Raw genomic sequence first — 18,574 nt, forward strand, 5'->3', positions numbered from 1 at the left:
CGCTCGGGGGATTTCTTTGCGTATATTCGATGATTCGCGACTTCGAATGAATGAGGTCACGAAGAAGTTCGATGAGCAGAGTATATCCGGGCGGGAGTGGAATTGTCAAACACCGAATTTCCGGACGTTGAATTGCGGCAGGAACAGGAATTCATCGACGGACTGTACGCGCGTGTGGACGCGCTGCGCGGCGACACCGAGGCGGCGGTCGCGGACGCGCTCGCCCAGGGTGACAAGCCCATGCAGGCCCGGCTGGAGCGGGACATCGCGGTCGCCGAACGCTCGGGGCTGCTCGCCGCGCTCAACGCCGTGGACGGTTCGCTCTGCTTCGGCCGGATCGACCTGACCTCCGGCGCCGCCCACCACATCGGCCGTATCGGTCTGCGCCGCGACGACGCCGAGCGCACTCCGATGCTCATCGACTGGCGTGCCGACGTCGCCCGGCCTTTCTACCTCGCCACCGGTCACACCCCGATGGGGTTGCGCCGGCGCCGGCACATCGCCACCAGCGGCCGCACCGTGACCTCCCTGCACGACGAGATCCTCGACCTCGGCGACCAGGAGCGGACCGGCCACGAGGACCCGACCGGCGACGCCGTGCTGCTCGCCGCGCTCAACTCCGCGCGCACCGGCCGGATGAGCGACATCGTGCAGACCATCCAGGCCGAGCAGGACGAGATCATCCGCGCGCCGCACCGCGGGGTGCTCGTCGTCGAGGGCGGCCCCGGCACCGGCAAGACCGCCGTCGCCCTGCACCGTGCCGCGTACCTGCTCTACGAGCACCGGGAGCTGCTCGCCCGCCGCGCCGTCCTGATCGTCGGCCCCAACCCCGCGTTCCTCGGCTACATCGGCGAGGTGCTGCCCTCGCTCGGCGAGACGGGCGTACTGCTGTCGACGGTCGGCGAGCTGTTCCCGGGGGTGCGGGCGACTGCTCAGGACACTCCGGAGGCGGCCGCCGTGAAGGGCCGCGCCGACATGGCCGACGTCCTCGCCGCCGTCGTCCGCGACCGGCAGGCGCTGCCCGACCCGGTCATCGCCATCGAGCACGACCGCGAGACCCTCCTGCTCGACGACGGTCTGGTGAGCGTCGCCCGCGAGCGCACCCGCGCGGCGAAGCTGCCGCACAACGCGGCCCGCGAGCACTTCGAGGGGCACATCCTCAACACCCTCACCGACCTGGTCGCCGAGCGCATCGGCACCGACCCGTACGACGGCTCGAACCTGCTCGACCCCAGCGACATCACCCAGATCCGCGACGAGCTGGCCGAGAATCCCGACGTCTGGGCCGCCATCGACCAGTTGTGGCCGGTGCTCAGCCCGCAGCGGGTGGTCGCCGACCTCCTGGCCGACCCCGAGGGGTACCTCGGCGACGCGGACGCGGCCGCCGTCCGTCGCCCGGTCACCCGCGAGTGGACCGTCTCCGACGTACCGCTCCTGGACGAGGCCGCCGAACTGCTCGGCGTGGACGAGCGGACGGCCCGGGCGCGCGCCGAGCGCGAGCGGGAGACGCAGATCGCCTACGCGCAGGGCGTGCTCGACGTGTCGTACGCCTCGCGGACGTACGAGTTCGACGACAAGGAAGACAGTGACCCGGATGCCTCCGAGGTCCTGTCCGCGCACGACATCATCGACGCCGAGCGCTTCGCCGAGCGCCACGAGGAGGAGGACTTCCGCAGCGCAGCCGAGCGCGCGGCCGCCGACCGCACCTGGGCCTTCGGGCACATCATCGTCGACGAGGCGCAGGAGCTGTCGCCGATGGCCTGGCGGCTGCTCATGCGGCGCAGCCCGACCCGCTCGATGACCCTGGTCGGTGACCCGGCCCAGACCGCCGAGGCGGCGGGCGTCGGCTCCTGGGCGGGCATCCTGGACCCGTACGTCGAGGACCGCTGGGAGCACACCCGCCTCGGTGTCAACTACCGCACCCCGTCCGAGATCATGGACCTGGCCGCGGCCGTGGTCCGCGCCGGGGACCCGGACTTCGAGCCGCCGAGCTCGGTGCGCTCCACGGGCGTACGTCCCTGGGTGCGGCAGGTCACCGAGGACCTGCCCGGCGCGGTCGAGAAGGCCGTCGCCGAACTGACCCCCGAAGAGGGCCGGTTGGCGGTGATCGCCCCGCGCGAGCTGCACCGGGCGCTGGCCGCCCGGCTCGACGGCGTGACGGCGGGCGCCGCCCCCGACCTCACCCGCACCGTCGTCCTGCTCGACCCGCGCCAGGCCAAGGGGCTGGAGTTCGACTCGGTCCTGGTGGTCGAGCCGGGCGACTACGGCACGAGTGATCTGTACGTCGCGCTGACCCGGGCCACGCAGCGGCTCGGCGTGCTGTGCGCCGGCGCGCTGCCTCAGGGTCTGGCCGACACGGTGTGACGGTGGAGGCCCGGGACGTCGTGTCCCGGGCCTCCGGCCGCCCGGCTCAGGCCGGCCGCAGCCACACCGTCGCCAGCGGCGGCAGCGTCAGGCGGACGCTCGCCGCGCGGCCGTGCCAGCCCTGCGGTTCGGTCTTGACCGGGTGCGGGTGGACGATGTCGCCGCCGCCGTAGTGCGCCGCGTCGGTGTTGAGGACCTCCGACCAGGCGGGGATGTCGTCCGGAACGCCCAGGCGGTAGTCGTGGCGTACGACGGGGGAGAAGTTCGAGACCGCGAGGAGCGGGTTGCCTTCGGCGTCGAGGCGCAGGAAGGCGAGGACGTCGTCCTCGGCCGCGTCGCCGACGACCCACTGGAAGCCGGACGGGTCGGTGTCGCGCTGCCACAGGGCCGGGGTGCGCCGGTACACGGAGTTGAGGTCGCGGACCAGGTCGCGCACGCCGCGGTGGTCCGCCTCGGCCCCGTACGCGGGGTCGAGCAGCCACCAGTCGGGGCCGTGTGCCTCGGACCACTCGGCGCCCTGGGCGAACTCCTGCCCCATGAAGAGGAGTTGCTTGCCCGGGTGGGCCCACATGAAGCCCAGGTAGGCGCGAAGCGTGGCGCGCCGCTGCCACCAGTCGCCGGGCATCTTCGACACCAGGGAGTGCTTGCCGTGCACAACCTCGTCGTGGGAGAGCGGCAGCACGTAGTTCTCGCTGTACGCGTACACCATCGAGAACGTCATCTCGTGGTGGTGGTAGGCGCGGTGCACCGGCTCGTGCCGCAGGTACTCCAGCGAGTCGTTCATCCAGCCCATGTTCCACTTCAGCCCGAAGCCGAGGCCGCCGAAGCCGCTCGGGCCGCGGTGGTGCGTGGGGCGCGTGACGCCGTCCCAGGACGTCGACTCCTCGGCGATCGTGACGACGCCCGGACAGAGCCGGTAGACGGTGGCGTTCATCTCCTGGAGGAAGGCCACCGCGTCCAGGTTCTCCCGGCCGCCCTGCTCGTTCGGGATCCACTGGCCGGGCTCGCGCGAGTAGTCGAGGTAGAGCATCGAGGCGACGGCGTCCACGCGCAGTCCGTCGATGTGGAACTCCTCGCACCAGTACACGGCGTTCGCCACCAGGAAGTTGCGCACCTCGCGCCGGCCGAGGTCGAACTCGAGGGTGCCCCAGTCGGGGTGGGCGGCGCGCAGGGGGTCCTGGTGCTCGTACAGCGGGCGCCCGTCGAACTCCGCGAGCGCCCACTCGTCACGCGGGAAATGGGCCGGGACCCAGTCCATGATGACGCCGATGCCCGCCCGGTGGAGGGCGTCGATCAGGTACTTGAAGTCGTCGGGGGTGCCGAGGCGGGCGGTCGGCGCGTAGAAGCCGGTGACCTGGTAGCCCCAGGAGCCGCCGAAGGGGTGCTCGGCGACCGGCATGAACTCCACGTGCGTGAAGCCCAAGTCGCCCACGTAACGCGGCAGTTGGTCGGCGAGCTGGCGGTAGGTGAGCCCCGGGCGCCAGGAGGCGAGGTGGACCTCGTACACCGAGAACGGCGCCTCGTGCACGGGGATGTCCGCGCGGTGCGCCAGCCACTCGGCGTCGCCCCACTCGTGGTGCGAGGCCGTCACCACCGACGAGGTGGCCGGAGGCGTCTCGGTGCGGCGGGCCAGCGGATCGGCCCGCAGGGTGTGGGAGCCGTCCGGGCGGGTGATGTCGAACTTGTACAGCTCGCCCTCGCCGATCCCCGGCACGAACAGCTCCCAGACACCGGAGGAGCCCAGCGAGCGCATCGGGTACCCGGTGCCGTCCCAGAAGTTGAAGCCGCCGGCCAGCCGCACGCCGCGCGCGTCCGGCGCCCACACCGCGAACCGGGTGCCGGGCACGCCCTGGTGGGTCGTGGGGTGCGCGCCGAGCGCCTCCCACAGCCGCTCGTGCCGGCCCTCGCCGATCAGGTGCAGATCGAGCTCGCCGAGCGTGGGCACGAAGCGGTAGGCGTCCTCGGTCTCCTGGACCTCTCCCTCGTACGCGACCAGCAGCCGGTACTCCGGGACCTCGCGCAGCGGCAGCAGACCGGAGAAGAACCCCGCGCCGTCGTCGTGCAGTTCGGCCCGCAGGTCGCCCGAGACGACGGTGACGGAGCGCGCGTACGGACGGAAGGCGCGGAAGGCGACGCCGCCGGGCACCGCATGGGCGCCTAGGACGGTGTGCGGGTCGTGATGGGTGCCGTCGAGCAGACGGGCCCGGTCCTCCGCCGAGAGGGCGGGGGACACCGGCTGCTTCTTCCGCGCGGCCGCCGGTTTCCTCCCCGGCTTGGCGGGCCTGTCCTTGGGCGGCTTCTGCTCGGCGGACGCGGACTTCTTGACGGACGCGGACTTCCTGGGGTCGGGGACTGTCTTCTTGACGGGGGCTGTCTTCTTGGACGTCACGGAGGCTTTCTCCCGGGCGAGAGTCAGGTGAGCTCGGACGTGGCGAGGCGGCGGACCGCCGACAGGGGGACGGGGAGCCAGTCGGGGCGGTGGCGGGCCTCGTAGGCGACCTCGTACACCGCCTTGTCGGTCTCGCAGGCCCGCAGCAGAACGGGATCGCTACGCGGATCGACGCCGGCGACCTCGGCGTACCCGGAGCAGTACGCCGCCCGGCACACGGCCGCCCAGCCCGGCACCGGCGGGGTCGCCGAGTGCGCCGCGTAGTCGAAGGAGCGGAGCATCCCGGCGATGTCCCGCACCGGCGGCTGCGGCATGCGGCGCTCGGCCAGCGGGCGGGCCGGCTCGCCCTCGAAGTCGATCAGCGACCAGTGGCCTCCCCCACCGCTCAACGCGTGGGAGGTGCCCCCAGTCGAGCGCAGGCACTGCCCGAGGTGCAGGTCGCCGTGGACGCGCTGGGCGGTCCAGGTGCGGCCCTCGGCGGCGAGGTCGGCGAGCGCCGCGTAGGCGGAGCGCAGCCCGGGCTCGTACGGACGCAGCGCGGGCACCGCCTGCGCGGTCGCCGCCAGACGCTCGGTCATGCCGTCGACCAGCTGCCGCAGCGGGCCATGGCCCAGCGTGACCGTGGGCAGCGCGCGGGCGAGGGCCGTGTGGACCTCGGCGGTGGCCCGGCCCAGCGCCCGCGCCTCCGCGCCGAAGTTCTCGTACTCCTCACCCTTGGCCAGCTCGCGCAACGCCAGCTCCCAGCCGTCCGTGGCGCCCCGCAGAAACGGCTGGAGCACCGCGAGGACGTAACTCTCCCCGGCCGCCGCCTCCGCCCGCAGCCACGCCGTCGGCGCGGGCACCCGGGCGCAGCCGGCACGGGCCAGCGCCAGCGGCAGCTCCAGGTCCGGGTTGGTGCCGGGAACGACGCGGCGGAGGAGCTTCAGGACGTACGTGTCGCCGTACACCACCGAGGAGTTGGACTGCTCGGCGGTCATCAGTCGCGGTATGAGGCCGCCTCGGATCTCCGAGCCCGGGTCCCGCTCGAAGCGGAGCCCGCCGATGCGGGCCTGGGAGCGCAGCGCCTCCAGGAGCACCTCGGCGGGCCGGGGGTCGTACAGGGCGTCGTACACCGTCCGTCCGGCGAGCGGCCCTTCCTGTACGTGGCCGATCAGCGCGGGCGCCAGCCGGGGCGGCAGCGCCTCGCGCACGCCTATGAGGAGCTGGTAGCAGTCGCCGGGGTGGGGCGGGGCGCCGGGCACGGCCGGCTGATGGACCCGGACCAGCAGATGGAGCAGCCCCAACCGGCCGTCGGACGGCAGGAGTTCGGTGACCGCCACCGGCGAGAACCCGGCGACGGGACGCCCCTTGCCCGCGAACCAGCGCTGCCTAGGCAGCCACTCGCGCAGCAGGGGACCCAGCGACGTGAGGAGGGACCCGGGACCTGTCGTCCCGGAAGGGGTGACAGTTTCCGCCATGGCGTCACGTCCTTTCCCCGGGGCCATCGGGGTGGTTACTGATGGGTGCCCCGGGTGGGGCGGGGGAAACCGCCCCACCGGCCGCGGCTAAACGGAGGCGACGGGTCCGTCCTTGCGGATCCGGAACCAGTAGAAGCCGTGGCCTCCCAGGGTGAGCAGGTACGGAAGTTCACCGATCGCCGGGAAGCGCACCCCGCCGAACAGCTCGACCGGGTGCCGGCCGGTGAAGGGCCGCAGGTCCAGCTCCGTCGGCTGGGCGAAGCGGGAGAAGTTGTGCACGCACAGGACGAGGTCGTCCTCGTACTCGCGCAGGAAGGCGAGGACGGCCGGGTTGGTCGACTGGAGCTCGGTGTAGGTGCCCAGTCCGAAGGCGGGGTTCTGCTTGCGGATCTCGATCATCCGGCGCGTCCAGTGCAGCAGCGACGAGGGCGAGGACATCGACGCCTCGACGTTCGTCACCTGGAAGCCGTAGACCGGATCCATGATGGTCGGCAGGAACAGCCGCCCCGGATCGGACGACGAGAAACCCGCGTTGCGGTCGGGTGTCCACTGCATGGGTGTGCGGACGGCGTCGCGGTCGCCGAGCCAGATGTTGTCGCCCATGCCGATCTCGTCGCCGTAGTAGAGGATCGGCGAGCCGGGCAGGGAGAGCAGCAGGGCGGTGAACAGCTCGATCTGGTTGCGGTCGTTGTCGAGGAGGGGTGCGAGGCGGCGGCGGATGCCGATGTTGGCGCGCATGCGGGGGTCCTTGGCGTACTCGGCCCACATGTAGTCGCGTTCCTCGTCGGTGACCATCTCCAGGGTCAGCTCGTCGTGGTTGCGCAGGAAGATGCCCCACTGGCAGCCCGACGGGATCGAGGGCGTCTTGGCGAGGATCTCGGAGACCGGGTAGCGCGACTCACGGCGCACCGCCATGAAGATCCTCGGCATGACGGGGAAGTGGAACGCCATGTGGCATTCGTCGCCGCCGGACTGGTAGTCGCCGAAGTAGTCGACGACGTCCTCCGGCCACTGGTTCGCCTCGGCGAGCAGCACGGTGTCCGGGTACTGGGTGTCGATCTCCTTGCGCACCCGCTTAAGGAAGTCGTGCGTGGCAGGCAGGTTCTCGCAGTTGGTGCCCTCCTGCTGGTACAGGTACGGCACCGCGTCCAGCCGGAACCCGTCGATGCCCAGGTCCAGCCAGAACTTCAGCGCGGAGATCATCTCCTCCTGCACGGCCGGGTTCTCGTAGTTGAGGTCCGGCTGGTGGGAGAAGAAGCGATGCCAGTAGTACTCCTTGCGCACGGGGTCGTACGTCCAGTTGGAGGCCTCGGTGTCGACGAAGATGATCCGGGCGTCCTGGTACTGCTTGTCGTCGCCGGCCCAGACGTAGTAGTCGCCGTAGGGGCCGTCGGGGTTCCTGCGCGACTCCTGGAACCACGGGTGCTGGTCGCTGGTGTGGTTCATGACGAAGTCGATGATGACGCGCATGCCGCGCTGGTGGGCGGCGTCCACGAACTCGACGAAGTCGGCCAGGTCACCGAACTCGGGCAGGACCGAGGTGTAGTCGGAGACGTCGTAACCGCCGTCCCTGAGAGGGGACTTGAAGAAGGGCGGCAGCCAGAGGCAGTCGACGCCGAGCCACTGGAGGTAGTCGAGTTTGGCCGTGATGCCCTTGAGGTCGCCGATGCCGTCGCCGTTGCTGTCCTGGAAGGAGCGCACCAGGACCTCGTAGAAGACGGCGCGCTTGAACCAATCCGGGTCCCGGTCTCTGGCGGGGGTGTCCTCGAAGGTGTCCGGGACGGGCTCGTTGACGATCATCGCTTGGCTGACCCTCCGATCTGCGGGGTGGCCGGTCGCAGGATGGTGAGGATGTGGGCGGGACGGTGACCCGGTTCGAGTCGCACGTAGTTGGCGCGGCCCCAGTGGAACGTCTCGCCGGTGAGCTCGTCGCGCACGGGCACCGACTCGTGCCAGTCCAGGCCGAGTCGCGGCATGTCCAACGCGACCGTGGCCTCCTGGGTGTGGTGGGGGTCGAGGTTGGCGACCACCAGCACCGTGTTCGAACCGCTCTGCTTGCTGTACGCGATCACCGAGTCCTGGTCGGCGTGGTGGAAGTGGAGGTCGCGCAACTGCTGGAGCGCCGGGCTCTGGCGCCGGATGGTGTTGAGCCGGGTGACGAGGGGCGCGATGCTGCGGCCCTCGCGCTCGGCGGCGGCCCAGGCGCGCGGCCTCAGTTGGTACTTCTCCGAGTCGAGGTACTCCTCGGAGTTCTCCCTGAGGGGCGTGTTCTCGCAGAGTTCGTAGCCGCTGTAGATGCCCCAGGTGGGGGAGAGGGTGGCCGCGAGGACGGCACGGACCTCGAAGGCGGGGCGGCCGCCGTCCTGGAGGTAGGCGTGCAGGATGTCGGGGGTGTTGGCGAAGAAGTTCGGCCGCATGTAGGCCGCCGCGTCCCCCGACAACTCCGTCAGGTATTCGGTGAGTTCCTGCTTGCTGGTGCGCCAGGTGAAGTACGTGTACGACTGCTGGAAGCCGATCTGGGCGAGCGTGTGCATCATCGCCGGGCGGGTGAACGCCTCCGCCAGGAAGATCACGTCCGGATCGGTGCGGTTGACCTCCCGGATGACTCGCTCCCAGAACAGGACCGGCTTGGTGTGCGGGTTGTCGACGCGGAAGATCCGCACGCCGTGCGCCATCCAGTGCCGCAGGATCCGCACCGTCTCGGTGACCAGCCCGTCCATGTCCGCGTCGAACGCGACCGGATAGATGTCCTGGTACTTCTTCGGCGGGTTCTCCGCGTACGCGATCGTCCCGTCGGGGCGATGGTGGAACCACTCGGGATGCTTGTGCACCCACGGGTGGTCCGGCGAGCACTGCAACGCGAAGTCCAGCGCCACCTCAAGGCCCAACTCCGCCGCCCGGCCCACGAAGTGGTCGAAGTCCTCCAACGTGCCGAGGTCGGGATGGATCGCGTCGTGGCCACCTTCCGGAGAGCCGATCGCCCACGGCACCCCGACGTCGTCCGCACGGGCCGTGAGGGTGTTGTTGCGGCCCTTGCGGAAGGTCGTCCCGATCGGGTGGATCGGCGGGAGGTAGACCACGTCGAAACCCATACCCGCGATCGCGTCCAACCGACGGGCCGCCGTACGAAAGGAGCCATGCGGCTGCTCGGCCGTCCCCTCGGAGCGGGGGAAGAACTCGTACCACGAGCCGAACAGGGCCCTCTCCCGCTCCACCAGCAACGGCAACGGATCGGAAGCGGTGACCAGTTCACGCAGCGGATACCGGTCCAGGACCTCGGTCACCTCCGGCGCCAGCGCCGCCGCGAGGCGCCAGGCGGCCGGCCGGTTGTCGTCCCGCAGGGCGCTCGCCGCGCCGCGTACGACGTCCCGCTCTCCGCCGGCCTTCGGGACACCGGCCGCCGCCCGCTCCAGCAGGCGCGCGCCCTCCTCCAGGACCAGGTCCGTGTCGATCCCGGCCGGGATCTTGATCCGCGCGTGGTGACGCCAGGTGGCGAGGGGATCCGCCCACGCCTCCACCTGGTACGCCCACAGGCCCGGTTGCCCGGCGGTGACGGTGGCGCCCCAACGGTCGGTGCCGGGGGCCAGTTCGCGCATCGGGGTCCAGGGGCCGGGGCGGCCCTCGGGGTCTCTCAGGACGACGTTGGCGGCGACGGCGTCGTGTCCCTCCCGGAACACCGTGGCCGAGACCTCGAACGACTCACCGGTGACCGCCTTGGCCGGGCGGCGGCCGCCCTGGACCACGGGGCGGACGTCGAGGACGGGGATGCGGCCGAGGGCGGTGGGGGGCTCGGCCGCGGCGGGTTTCTCTCGGGCGGTCGGCGGGGCCGTACCGTCCGACCTGCCGGTCCTTGTACCGCTCCGGCCGCGTGCCGGGGGTGCTGACGAATGGTGTGTGGCGGGCATGACCGCTCCTGTCCGCGTCAACGGGGGTGGAACTGCGGGGGTATGCCTGTGCGCTGTACCGGGGGAGCCTTCCCACCCTATTCGGGTGGGCAATCCGGCGCGTTGTTAACTACTCGTCCGTAGACCCGCACACAAGTCCGACGCCGTCCGGCGGGAGGGAGTCGGTGGCGGAACTCCGACTCAAGTCCCCGGCGTGGGAAGGGATTTGTCCGGTGAGCCGGGGCCCGCGCCGGACACGTTGCCGAGGGCGGCGTCGGCGTCCCTTACGAGAACGCGCTCGACTTGAGCCGGTGCGGCCTTCGGGTGGTCCGCCAGGTACCGCGCGCCCGGCCGCCCGCGGGTATGGCGGCGAGCCGCCCGGCCTGTCTCGCCGTGGTCCGGATGGCGTAGCCGTTCGGCACTTTGCCGTAGACGTGGCTGACGTGTGCGCCGTAGGCCGCGGCCACGGTCCGGCCGGCCGCCGATGCGGCCTTCGCCCCCTCCCCGAGTCACCAGGTAGCTTCCGGCGAGGCGACGGCGCGCCCCGCTCACCGCCGTCGCGTATCGTCCCCGGCGCAGACGTCGTGCGCGGCCGAGAACACCATGGCCGCGGCCGCGGCCACGGCTCGGTCGGCCGCCGACGCGTCCTTCGTTCCTCACCGTGGCCGCCGCCGTGGGGCCCCCGCCCGGAGCAGACGCCGTGCGCGCGTCCGTCCGTGTCGTGGTCCGTGCTCCCCATCCCCTCCCGGTCTCGTCCGGGGATGGGCCGGGGCTCGGGCCGGATGCCGCAGCGGCGCGGCCAAGGGGGATTCGGTCGTATCGGCCTGTGGAGGTGTCCGGCCTGGGGGGATTCGGCCCGATGGGGGGTCCGTGGGCTCAGCACCCGGCGACGGGTGGCCGGACACCGGTACGGTGCTGTGTGACGGGACGCACAGTGCTGTGCGTCCAACCAGCGAGCGAACGCGCCGAGGTGGAGTGTGAAGGCGATCCGTCGGTTCACCGTCCGTCCCGTTCTCCCCGAACCTCTCCGGCCGCTGAGTGACCTGGCGCGCAATCTGCGCTGGTCCTGGCATGCGGAAACCCGTGATCTTTTCCAGTCCGTCGACCCCGGGCGCTGGGCCGCCTGCGGGGGCGACCCGGTCCGGCTCCTGGGCAGCGTGCCGGCCGGGCGGCTCGCCGAGCTGGCCCAGGACCGCCGCTTCCTGCGCCGGCTGACCGCGGCCGCCGGCGACCTGCACGACTACGTGACCGGCGACCGCTGGTACCAGTCCCAGTCACAGGCCGCCGACCTGCCCGCGGGCGTCGCCTACTTCTCCCCGGAGTTCGGCATCACCGCCGCCCTGCCGCAGTACTCCGGTGGCCTCGGCATCCTCGCGGGCGACCATCTGAAGGCGGCCAGCGACCTGGGCGTCCCGCTGATCGGCGTCGGCCTGCTCTACCGGCACGGCTACTTCCGCCAGGCCCTGTCCCGGGACGGCTGGCAGCAGGAGCACTACCCGGTGCTCGACCCCAACGAGCTGCCCGTGGCGCAGCTCAAGGAGGCCGACGGCACCCCCGCCCAGGTCTCCCTCGCCCTGCCCGGCGGCAGGCGGCTGCGCGCCCGGATCTGGCTGGCGCAGGTCGGCCGCGTCCCGCTGCTGCTGCTCGACTCGGACGTGGAGGACAACGACCTCGGCGAGCGCGGGGTGACCGACCGGCTCTACGGCGGCGGCAGCGAGCACCGGCTGCTCCAGGAGATGCTGCTCGGCATAGGAGGTGTCCGGGCGGTACGGACGTACTGCCGGCTCACCGGGCACCCGGAGCCCGAGGTGTTCCACACCAACGAGGGCCACGCGGGCTTCCTCGGCCTGGAGCGAATCGCCGAACTGGGCGAGCGGGGGCTGGACTTCGACGCGGCGCTGGAGGCGGTGCGCGCGGGGACCGTGTTCACCACGCACACGCCCGTCCCGGCCGGCATCGACCGCTTCGACCGGGAGCTGGTCGCCCGCCACTTCGGCCCGGACGCCGAACTCCCGGGCATCGAGGTCCCGCGCATCCTCCAGCTCGGCATGGAGACCTACCCGGGCGGTGAGCCCAACCTGTTCAACATGGCCGTGATGGGCCTCAGGCTCGCCCAGCGCGCCAACGGGGTGTCGCTGCTGCACGGGCAGGTCAGCCGGGAGATGTTCGCCGGGCTGTGGCCCGGGTTCGACTCCGGCGAGGTGCCCATCACCTCGGTCACCAACGGCGTGCACGCACCCACCTGGGTCGCCCCGGAGGTGATCCGGCTGGGCGCGCGACGGCTCGGGGCGCAGCGCACCGAGGACGCGCTGGCCGGCGGCGGTCCGGGCCGCTGGGAGGGGCTCGCGGACGTCCCGGACCAGGACATCTGGGACCTGCGGCGCTGCCTGCGCGAGCAGCTGGTCGAGGAGGTGCGCGAGCGGCTGCGCGCCTCGTGGCGGCAACGCGGCGCCGGGACGGCGGAGTTGGGCTGGATCGACGGCGTCCTGGACCCCGGCGTCCTCACCATCGGCTTCGCGCGGCGGGTGCCGTCGTACAAGCGGCTGACGCTGATGCTGCGCGACCGCGACCGGCTGATGGAACTGCTGCTGCATCCCGAGCGGCCGGTCCAGATCGTCGTCGCGGGCAAGGCGCACCCGGCGGACGACGGCGGTAAGCGGCTCGTGCAGGAGCTGGTCCGCTTCGCCGACGACCCGCGGGTCCGCCACCGCCTCGTCTTCCTGCCCGACTACGGCATGGCGATGGCGCAGAAGCTCTACCCGGGGTGCGACATCTGGCTGAACAACCCCCTGCGCCCGCTGGAGGCCTGCGGCACGAGCGGTATGAAGGCCGCCCTCAACGGCTGCCTCAACCTGTCCGTCTTGGACGGCTGGTGGGACGAGTGGTTCCAGCCGGACTTCGGCTGGGCGATCCCGACCGCCGACGGCGCGGGCACCGACCCCGACCGCCGCGACGACATCGAGGCCGCCGCCCTCTACGACCTGCTCGAACAGCGGGTGACGCCCCGCTTCTACGAGCGCGGCCGCACCGGGCTGCCCGACCGCTGGATCGAGATGGTCCGCCAGACCCTGACCCTCCTGGGCCCGAAGGTGCTGGCGGGCCGCATGGTGCGCGAGTACGTCGAGCGCCTCTACACCCCGGCCGCGCACGCCCACCGCGCGCTCACCCCGGACACGGCCCGTGCGCTGGCCGACTGGAAGGCGCGGGTCCGCTCGGCGTGGCACGGCGTGACGGTCGACCACGTGGAGACGACGGCGGCCACGGCCACCGCGGAACTGGGCACGACGCTCGGCCTGCGGGTCCGCGTCCACCTCGGCGCGCTGAGCCCCGACGACGTCGAGGTCCAGGCGGTCTCCGGCCGCGTCGACGCGGAGGACCGCATCACCGACGCCACGGCCGTCCCGCTGAAGCCGGCCGGCGGCGCCGATCTGGAGGGCCGCTGGGTCTACGAGGGCCCGCTCGCCCTGAACCGCACGGGACCCTACGGCTACACGGTCCGCATCCTGCCCGCCCACCGGCTCCTCGCCTCGGGTGCGGAGGTGGGACTCGTGGCCGTTCCGCCGCAGGAGGCGGTGGAACGGGCCGGGGTGCTGATGCGGTGAGAGCGGGCGGGGCGGGCGTTCGGCCGTCGGCCGTTCAGTCCTCGGCGACCTCCGCGCACAGCCTGCGCAGCACCGTCCCGCACCGGCGCGCGTACGCGTGCTGGAAGCCGCGGGCGGCGGGGCCGGCGGCGCGGGCGTACCAGGCGGCCGGGCGGCTGAAGGCGGCGACCGTGAGCCAGACGGTGCCGTCGCCGGTGCGGTCGAGGACGAAGGCCTCCTCGCCGCACTCGGGATGGTTCTCCAGGGTGCCGTAGGCCCAGCCGGCCTTGCGGGCCTCCTGCCGTGTCCAGACGACGCGGCAGGGGCCCTTGAGCACGCCGGCGATGCTGACCGTGACGTCGACGCCGGGGGCCGCGCGGTCGGCGTCGGTGTTCATGCCGATGCCCATCGCGCGGTGCATCTCCCAGGTGAAGAGCGCCTCGGTGGCCCGGCGGAACACCGGCTCGCCCTCGCCGATGCGGGTACGGACGTTCAGGGGGCGGAAGCCGGGCGGGCAGGCGGTGAGGTCCTCGCGGGTCGCGCCGACCGCCTCGTAGGTGAAGGCCATGGCGCCCAAGCGTAGAGCGGCCCCCGGGAACACGGGGTTCCCGGGGGCCGCTCTCGTCCACTGCTCGCGAACTAGTTCACGTTGACGCCGGACCAGGCGGCCGCCACCGCGTTGTACTCGGCGCTGCCGGAGCCGTAGAAGGCCGCGGCCGCGCTCAGGGTGCCGGTGCGGGCGCCCTGGTAGTTCGTGGTGGAGGTGAAGTACGTGGTCAGCGCCTTGTACCAGATCTGCAGCGCCTTGGCGCGGCCGATGCCGGTGACCGTGGAGCCGTTGGACGTGGGCGAGTTGTAGGTGACGCCGTTGATCGTCTTCGAGCCGCTGCCCTCGGACAGCAGGTAGAAGAAGTGGTTGGCGACACCGGAGGAGTAGTGGACGTCCAGACCGCCGACCGAGGAGGACCAGTAGTCCGCCGAGCCGCCGTCCTTGCTGGGCTTGTCCATGTAGCGCAGCGGGGTGCCGTCGCCGTTGATGTTGATCTTCTCGCCGATGAGGTAGTCGCCGACGTCGGAGGCGTTGCCGGCGGCGAACTCGACGCCGGTGCCGAAGATGTCGGAGGTGGCCTCGTTCAGGCCGCCGGACTCACCGGAGTAGTTGAGGCCCGCGGTGTTGGAGGTGACACCGTGGCTCATCTCGTGGCCGGCGACGTCGATCGACGTCAGCGGGTGGGTGTTGCCCGACCCGTCGCCGTACGTCATGCAGAAGCAGCTGTCGTCCCAGAAGGCGTTGACGTAGGCGTTGCCGTAGTGGACGCGCGAGTACGCCGCGACGCCGTTGTTCTTGATGCCGCTGCGCCCGAAGGTGTTCTTGTAGAAGTCCCACGTCACCTGCGCGCCGTAGGCGGCGTCGGCGGCGGCGGTCTGGTCGGAGGTCGAGCTGGAGGCCGTACCGGTGCCCCAGACGTCGTCCGCGTCGGTGAACAGGGTGCCCGCGGTGGTGCTGGTGGTGTGGGCCTTGTTGTAGGTCTTGTGGCCGCCGCGCGTCGTGTCGTACAGCTGGTACGTCGAGCCCGACAGCGTGGTGTTCAGGCCGACCGTGCCCGAGTAGAGGGTCTTGCCGGTGCCGGTCTCGACGCCCTGGTACTCGTAGAGCTTCTTGCCGGTGGCCGCGTCGGTGATGACGTGCAGCTGGTTGGGCGTGCCGTCGTCCTGGAGGCCGCCGACGACGGTCTCGTAGGCGAGGACGGGCTTGCCGGAGCCGGCCCAGATCACCTTGCGCGGGGCGTTGTCCGCGGTGGCCTTGTCGGAGCCCGCGGCCTTGGCGGCGGTCAGCGCCTGCTTCTCGGCCTTGGCCGAGTCGACGAGCGGCTTGAGCGAGGCCACCTTGATGGTGCTCTTCGTCGCCTTGGTGACGCCCTCGGTCTTGCCGGTCTTGGAGGTGTGGACGACCAGGTCACCGCCGAGGACCGGCAGGCCCGCGTAGGTGCGCTCGTAGCGGGTGTGGAGGGTGCCGTCGGCGTCCTTGACGACGTCCTTGACGACCAGCTTCTCCTTGGCGCCGAGGCCTATGGAGCGTGCGGTCTCGGCGGAGTCGGACCGCGCCTGCTGGATCAGGGCGGTGCGGGCCGTCGCGGTGAGCGCCGTCGGGGCGGCGGCCAGCGGCTGGCGGGTGGCGGCCGTGGTGCCGGCCGGGGTCTGGGCGGAGGCGCTGGTGGTCAGGCCGGTGCAGAGCAGCGCTCCGGCGGCCACAGCGGTGGCGATGGCAAGAGTGGTGTGCTTGCGACGCACGTGGAGGGGGCTCACTCAAGCTCCTTCGAGTGGGGGGAGTCCGGTCAGCGTGGGGTTACTGGCCGGAGTGTGCTGTGAAGTGGCTCTACTGCTGCGGCGGTTGAGGAGAGAGTGACACCGGGGGCGCGTACATGTCATGACCCCCAAATGATGTTGGCCGAAAGTCGACTCCCGGGTGAACATTGCGGGAACATGAACGGGCGCCGCCCGAGGGGATCCAACCCCCGGACGGCGCCCTGCTGTTGCCGTGATGACCTGCGGTTTACGGGAAGGTCAGCTTCCAGCTGTTGAGGGTGCCGACGTCGTAGGTGGCTTGGTCCTGGACCTTCAGCTTCCACGTCCCGTTGGCCGGTTCCGACGAGGCGTTGACGGTGTAGGTCTCGTTGACGTTGTCCGCCGAGTCGGAGGAGCTGAAGTTCTTCAGGCGGTACGACGCGCCCGAGGGGCCGATCAGGTCGATCACCAGGTCACCGCGCCAGGTGTGGGTGATGTCGACGTACACCTGGAGGTTGGACGGGGCGTTGCCGGTCCGGCCGGACACCGTGATCGACGAGGTGACCGCCGGTCCGTTGTCCGGGATGGACAGCGGCGTGGTGTTCTCGTACGAGGTGCCCGTGCCGCCGCCGCCCGAGCGCGAGCCGACCGCGACGCCCGCCCAGGCGTCCTGCACGGCCTTGTACTCGGCGCTCGTCGTGCCGTACAGCTCACCCGCCGCCGCGAGCGTGCCGGTGCGGGCGCCCGCGTAGTTGGTGGTGGACGTCCACTTGGTGGTCAGCGCCCGGTACCAGATCTGCAGCGCCTTGTCCCGGCCGATACCGGTGACCGGAAGCCCGTCCGCCGTCGGCGAGTTGTAGCTGATGCCGTTGATGACCTTGGCGCCGCTGCCCTCGCTCAGCAGGTAGAAGAAGTGGTTCGCGGGGCCCGAGGAGTAGTGGACGTCGACCGACCCGATCCCCGAGTACCAGCTGTCCTTGGACGCGCCGTCCTTGCTCGGCTTGTCCATGTACCGCAGCGGCGTGCCGTTGCCGTTGATGTCGATCTTCTCGCCGATGAGGTAGTCGCCGACATCGGAGGCGTTGGCCGCGGCGAACTCCACGCCGGTGCCGAAGATGTCGGAGGTCGCCTCGTTCAACCCGCCCGACTCACCGCTGTAGTTGAGTCCGGCCGTGTTGGAGGTGACGCCGTGGCTCATCTCGTGGCCCGCCACGTCGATGGAGGTCAGCGGCTTGGCGTTGGCCGACCCGTCGCCGTAGGTCATGCAGAAGCAGCTGTCGTCCCAGAAGGCGTTGACGTAGGCGTTGCCGTAGTGGGTCCGCGAGTACGCGCCCACGCCGTTGTTCTTGATGCCGCTGCGCCCGAAGGTGTTCTTGTAGAAGTCCCAGGTGACCGCCGCGCCGTAGTGCGCGTCGGCGCCCGCGGTGGCGGCGTTCGAGGTGGTGCCGTTGCCCCACGTGTCGCTGGTCTGCGAGAACAGCGTGCCGGTGCCCAGCGTGCCGTGGTTGAGGTTGTACGTCTTGTGGCCGCCGCGCGCCCCGTCGTTCAGCGTGTACGTCGACCCCGACAGCGTGGTCGTCAGCGAGACCTGGCCGCTGTACTGGGTGTTGCCGACGCCGGTCTCGATGCCCTGGTACTCGTAGAGCTTCTTGCCGGTCGTGGCGTCGGTGACGACGTGCAGCTGGTTGGGCGTGCCGTCGTCCTGGAGGCCGCCGACGACGGTCTCGTAGGCGAGGACGGGTTTGCCCGAGCCGGCCCAGATCACCTTGCGCGCACCGTCGGCCGCGGACTTGCTCCCGCCGAGGGCCCTGGCCCGCGCGACCGCCTGCCGCTCGGCCGCCGCCCGGGTGACGGACGGGGTCAGGCCGGAGACCCTCACGTCGGCCTTGGTCGCCTTGACGACCCGGGTGACCGCGCCCGACTCGGCGGTGTCGACGATCAGGTCGCCGCCGAGGACCGGGAGACCGGCGTACGTGCGCTCGTAGCGGGTGTGCAGCGTGCCGTCGCCGTCCTTGACGACGTCCCGGACGACCAGCTTCTCCCGGGCGCCGAGGCCGATCGCCCTGGCGGTGGCGGCCCGGTCGTCCCCAGCGTCGCGGAGCAGCCCGGCGCGCTCGGCGGGGGTCAGCCTGACCGCCGCGTGGGCCCGGTTGATCTTGCCGGTCGGTGCCTTGTCCGCCGGGGCGGCGCTCGCCGCGCCCGACTGGACGGCCGCGGCGACCAGCGCGGCGACACCGGCGAGGGCGACGGCGGCGGTGCGTCGCCCGGAGGTGTGGGAGGTGCGTCTGCGAGGCGAACTGGTTCTCAACACTGACTCCTTCTGCATGGCCGCAGGGCGCGCGGCCTGGGGAGATCCCGGCGGCGCGCTGGGCCGACCGGGCAGAGCAGGGCGTAACGCGGAACCATGTGCGAGTGCAGAACTGTCCATGACCGGCGCCGCCACCGTGTTCCGAATCTGTGGGGCCGCTGTGAACCGGTCGTGGGAAGAGTCGCAGGGGATCACCCAACCTGTCAGGAGCGCGTCAGCAACTTGGCCGGAATTGCCTCCGTTGACCGGAGGCCCGTATTCGCTATGCGGACTGCGCGGACTGCGCGGACTGCGCGGGCTGCGCG

Annotated in this window: 9 protein-coding genes; 2 read left to right on the forward strand and 7 right to left on the reverse strand. The window is 71.5% G+C overall.

What is annotated here, in order from left to right; all coding sequences use genetic code 11:
• The first annotated feature begins 132 nt into the window (after positions 1-132).
• The gene (locus tag QFZ74_RS22000; RefSeq protein WP_307622524.1) at positions 133-2,364 is read left to right on the forward strand and encodes a UvrD-helicase domain-containing protein; all 2,232 of its coding nucleotides are present in this window, start codon (positions 133-135) and stop codon (positions 2,362-2,364) included.
• A 46-nt stretch (positions 2,365-2,410) separates the two neighbouring features.
• Here the strand turns inward: QFZ74_RS22000 and glgB are convergent, their stop codons facing one another.
• From glgB to QFZ74_RS22020, 4 genes are all read right to left on the reverse strand, one after another.
• The gene (glgB, locus tag QFZ74_RS22005) at positions 2,411-4,753 is read right to left on the reverse strand and encodes a 1,4-alpha-glucan branching enzyme (protein WP_307622525.1); all 2,343 of its coding nucleotides are present in this window, start codon (positions 4,751-4,753) and stop codon (positions 2,411-2,413) included.
• Between the two features lie 23 nt (positions 4,754-4,776).
• Positions 4,777-6,210 (reverse strand): phosphotransferase, encoded by a 1,434-nt coding sequence (locus tag QFZ74_RS22010; RefSeq protein WP_307622526.1) that lies wholly within the window; start codon positions 6,208-6,210, stop codon positions 4,777-4,779.
• Between the two features lie 87 nt (positions 6,211-6,297).
• Complete coding sequence (treS, locus tag QFZ74_RS22015; RefSeq protein ID WP_307622527.1) at positions 6,298-8,010, reverse strand: maltose alpha-D-glucosyltransferase; 1,713 nt, start codon at positions 8,008-8,010, stop codon at positions 6,298-6,300.
• A complete protein-coding gene (locus QFZ74_RS22020; protein WP_307622528.1) occupies positions 8,007-10,115 on the reverse strand; it encodes an alpha-1,4-glucan--maltose-1-phosphate maltosyltransferase in 2,109 nt (702 codons plus the stop codon). The genes treS and QFZ74_RS22020 overlap by 4 nt, the downstream gene beginning before the upstream one ends.
• 956 nt (positions 10,116-11,071) lie before the next feature.
• On the opposite strand from QFZ74_RS22020, the gene QFZ74_RS22025 reads away from it, so the two are divergent.
• On the forward strand, positions 11,072-13,696 hold the full coding sequence (locus QFZ74_RS22025) for a glycosyltransferase family 1 protein (RefSeq protein WP_307622529.1): 2,625 nt from the start codon (positions 11,072-11,074) through the stop codon (positions 13,694-13,696).
• Between the two features lie 34 nt (positions 13,697-13,730).
• Here the strand turns inward: QFZ74_RS22025 and QFZ74_RS22030 are convergent, their stop codons facing one another.
• From QFZ74_RS22030 to QFZ74_RS22040, 3 genes are all read right to left on the reverse strand, one after another.
• Positions 13,731-14,243, reverse strand: coding sequence for a DUF1990 family protein (locus QFZ74_RS22030; RefSeq protein ID WP_307622530.1), 513 nt, complete (start codon positions 14,241-14,243; stop codon positions 13,731-13,733).
• Positions 14,244-14,314: 71 nt separating this feature from the next.
• The gene (locus QFZ74_RS22035) at positions 14,315-15,982 is read right to left on the reverse strand and encodes a M4 family metallopeptidase (RefSeq protein ID WP_307622531.1); all 1,668 of its coding nucleotides are present in this window, start codon (positions 15,980-15,982) and stop codon (positions 14,315-14,317) included.
• A 247-nt stretch (positions 15,983-16,229) separates the two neighbouring features.
• Positions 16,230-18,269: a M4 family metallopeptidase gene (locus tag QFZ74_RS22040; protein ID WP_307622532.1), complete on the reverse strand. Its 2,040-nt coding sequence runs from the start codon at positions 18,267-18,269 to the stop codon at positions 16,230-16,232.
• Positions 18,270-18,574 lie beyond the last annotated feature (305 nt).

The organism is Streptomyces sp. V3I7 (assembly GCF_030817495.1).
GTDB lineage: Bacteria > Actinomycetota > Actinomycetes > Streptomycetales > Streptomycetaceae > Streptomyces.